The following is a 3540-nucleotide window of genomic DNA, read 5'->3' on the forward strand; positions in this document are numbered from 1 at the left end:
GAAAACCGACGCACGTACTTCAATCGAAATTCGGGATTTGTCATCACAGGTCTTGCGCTATCCCTGATCTGCCTGTTCGGTATGCTCTATTTTGAAGTTCTGCATTTCTTCTGGCTGGTCGTTGCAGTTATTGCCGGTGTTGTTGTCGCCATAATCTCAGGCGTGATTTCGCACAGCGGCAAGGGGCCGCGCATGTCGCGGGGTATTGGCATCTTCATCTTCTTTGTGCTGCTGGGCAACATTTCGACCGGCCTAATCGCTTCGTTGAATGTGTTTGATCTGGGCACCCTCTACTCCGGTGACTTTTTTGCCGGCGCAAAACAGTTCGTGCAGGGCCAGCCCGGTGCAATAGCTGCAATTACCATTGTAATCATCAATATCGGTTTTGGCCTGACCATGCGTGCAGCCACCGTGCAAGGGCGCAAAATTATGGATCAAATCGAAGGGTTTAAAATGTATATGGAGACCGCCGAAAAAGAGCGGTTGAATATGCATAGTGCGCCTGATTTGACCGTTGAACGGTTTGAACAAATCTTGCCTTACGCTGTGGCGCTGGGGGTTGAAAAGCCGTGGTCGGAACATTTTGAAAAAGAACTGGCGCGCAATGCCGTAAACCCGCAAGATCAAAACTATAACCCTTCTTGGTATGCGGGCCGGAGTTGGCGCGCAGGCCGCATTGCATTCAATATCGCTTCGACCGCAACGGCCATGAGTGCGGCAATGATCGCAGCTCAACCTGCATCCGCATCTTCGTCTGGATTTTCTTCGGGTGGCGGATTTTCAGGCGGCGGCGGGGGCGGCGGCGGCGGCGGCGGCTGGTAGTCTCCACAAAAGGGGGCAAAAACCGTGGACATTGACCCATTTGGTCGTTATCAAACTTTGACTTGAAATTCACCCAATTGAAGTAAGCAAATATGCCTGAACTCCTCCTCGAACTGTTTTCAGAAGAAATCCCTGCGCGTCACCAACGTCGTGCTGCCGAAAACTTGAAAAAGCTCGTTACCGACGCGCTGGTGGAGCGAGGTTTGCTATATGAGGGTGCGGTATCTTACGCGACCCCAAGGCGCTTAACCCTGTCTGTAGTGGGATTACCTGCAGCTTCTGCAGCCACCAAAACGGAACGTAAGGGCCCGCGCACGGATGCGCCTGAAAAAGCAATCGAAGGTTTTTTGCGCGCCGCTGGTTTGACTTCGCTAGATCAGGCAACAGTGCAGAACGATCCCAAAAAGGGCGATTTCTACGTCGCTATTACGGAAAAACCGGGTGAGAACACTACAGATATTGTCGCCGATATTGTGCCCACGCTCGTCGAAAAATTCCCTTGGCCAAAATCTATGCGTTGGGGCAGTGGCAATCTAACGTGGATTCGTCCGCTGCGCGCTATTACTGCAACCTTTGCAGTTGAAGGTGACGAAACCCAAACCATTGAGTTTGAGGTTGGTGGCGTAAAGTCCGGCAACACAACCTATGGTCACCGTTTTTTGGCCCCAGCGGCCATCACTGTGCGTCGCTTTGAAGACTACGCAGCCGCGCTGGAATCCGCAAAAGTGGTCCTTGATCTTGACCGACGTATGGAAATCATCCGAGCTGACGCCGACAATTTGGCTTTTGCCCAAGGTCTGGAAGTTATCACTGACCAAGGCTTGCTTGAAGAAGCCGCAGGCTTGGTGGAGTGGCCTGTGGTCATGATGGGGAAGTTTGAAGAGCAATTCCTTGGTTTGCCAGAAGAAGTGGTGACCACTGCCATACGTTCGCACCAAAAATGCTTTTGCCTCCGCGATGCAAAAACGGGAAAGTTGGCCGATAGCTTCTTGCTGATTTCAAATATTGAAGCACCTGATGGTGGTAAGACAATCGTTGCGGGCAATGAGCGGGTGATCCACGCGCGTCTGTCTGACGCCAAGTTCTTTTATGACACGGATTTGAAACGGCCACTCGAGAGCCGATTGCCAAAGCTTGATGCAATGGTGTTCCACGAAAAATTGGGCACCCAATCTCAACGTGTTGAAAGATTGGTTGCTTTGGCCGCAGAGCTTGCGCCGATGGTTGGTGCACATGCTGACGACGCTGCTCGTGCAGCAAAAATTGCCAAGGCCGATTTGGTCACCGATATGGTTTTTGAGTTCCCAGAACTCCAGGGTCTGATGGGAAAATACTACGCGGCCGCACAAGGCGAGAAACCTGAAATTTCTAACGCCATTCTTGATCACTATAAGCCATCGGGTCCAAGCGATGAGGTGCCAACACAATCCGTTTCGATTGCTGTGGCGCTTGCTGACAAACTCGACATTTTGACCGGCTTCTGGGCAATTGATGAAAAGCCAACTGGGTCAAAAGATCCATTTGCACTGCGCCGCGCAGCACTTGGCATTATCCGCATCTCCCTCGACAACCAGCTTGATCTCAACCTATCAAAACTCGTTGGCGATCACATGGTGCGTATTTCGGGTGCCGCGGATGAGGAAAAAATTGCAGATCTAATGTCCTTCTTTGAAGACCGTTTGGTTGTGCAAATGCGCGACACTGGCATTAAACACGATGTATTGGACGCTGTGTTGGGCAACGGCGGTTTGGCCAAGGGCTTCACGCTGCCAAGCATTGTTGCGCGAGCGAAAGAATTGGCCGGATTGCTGGAAAGCGAAGCTGGGGAAAGCTTGCTCGCAGGTTATCGACGTGCTGCAAATATTCTGCGGGCCGAGGAAAAGAAAGACGGTAAAGCTTTCAATCAGACCGTCGACAATTCAGCGTTTTTGCTTGACCAAGAATCGCAGTTGTTCTCTGCCATCAAGGTGGTGAATGAAAGCGTTGCCGCCAACATCTCCAATGAAGATTTTGCCGCAGCGATGAATGATCTTGCGTCACTGCGTCTGCCCGTTGATGCGTTTTTTGATGATGTGATGGTGAATGATGATGATCCAAAAGTGCGGATCAACCGTTTGAATTTGCTCGCTAAATTGCGCGAAACAATGCATTTAATCGCTGATTTTTCAAAACTGGCCGGCTAGGGTCCGTTCGGCCAATAGGAGGGGAAATGTCGCAACACAAAGTTGCACTTCTTGGTGTGCCGGTTGACCATAATTCAAGCTTTCTGCCCGGGGCATCCCTTGCGCCGGCGCGCATTCGTGAAGCTTTTCATTGTGACAGTTCCAACATGTGGACAGAGCTAGGGGTCGACCTTGGCAACAATGAAAATTGGGTTGATGCGGGGGACGTCAGCTTTGCAGATGGCGATCGGCTGAAAACCTCACAAAAAATTAGAACCACAACGCTTGAATTGATCGCTGAAGGCAAGCGTGTCTTGTCATTGGGCGGAGATCACTCCGTGTCCTTTCCGCTGATCGATGCGCACGCCCAAAGCTATGATGGGCTGAATATTTTGCACGTCGACGCTCATGGTGACCTTTATGACGATTTTGAAGGCAATCCATTGTCCCATGCCTCACCATTTGCGCGGCTGATGGAAACCGGACGTATCTCCCGTTTGCTTCAAGTTGGCATTCGCACCCTAAACGATCATCAACGCGAACAGGCCGCGCGCTT

The 3540-nt window shown here is 51.2% G+C and carries 2 protein-coding genes and 1 pseudogene; all 3 read left to right on the forward strand.

Translation table 11 applies throughout. From position 1 onward, the window contains the following. A pseudogene (locus Q0231_RS15395) lies at positions 1-822 on the forward strand (DUF2207 domain-containing protein); the annotation flags it as partial. A 92-nt stretch (positions 823-914) separates the two neighbouring features. Continuing rightward, positions 915-3005 (forward strand): glycine--tRNA ligase subunit beta, encoded by a 2091-nt coding sequence (gene glyS / locus Q0231_RS15400; protein ID WP_299348910.1) that lies wholly within the window; start codon positions 915-917, stop codon positions 3003-3005. A 26-nt stretch (positions 3006-3031) separates the two neighbouring features. Further along, a partial coding sequence (locus tag Q0231_RS15405) for an arginase family protein (protein WP_299348913.1) occupies positions 3032-3540 on the forward strand: 509 nt, incomplete at its 3' end.

This window comes from uncultured Maritalea sp., assembly GCF_937139385.1.
Taxonomy (GTDB): Bacteria; Pseudomonadota; Alphaproteobacteria; order Rhizobiales; family Devosiaceae; genus Maritalea; species Maritalea porphyrae_A.

What these genes read in the sequence shown, in the direction of transcription:
- glyS (WP_299348910.1), top strand. Translation starts at nt 915, where the DNA reads ATGCCTGAACTCCTCCTCGAACTGTTTTCAGAAGAAATCCCTGCGCGT.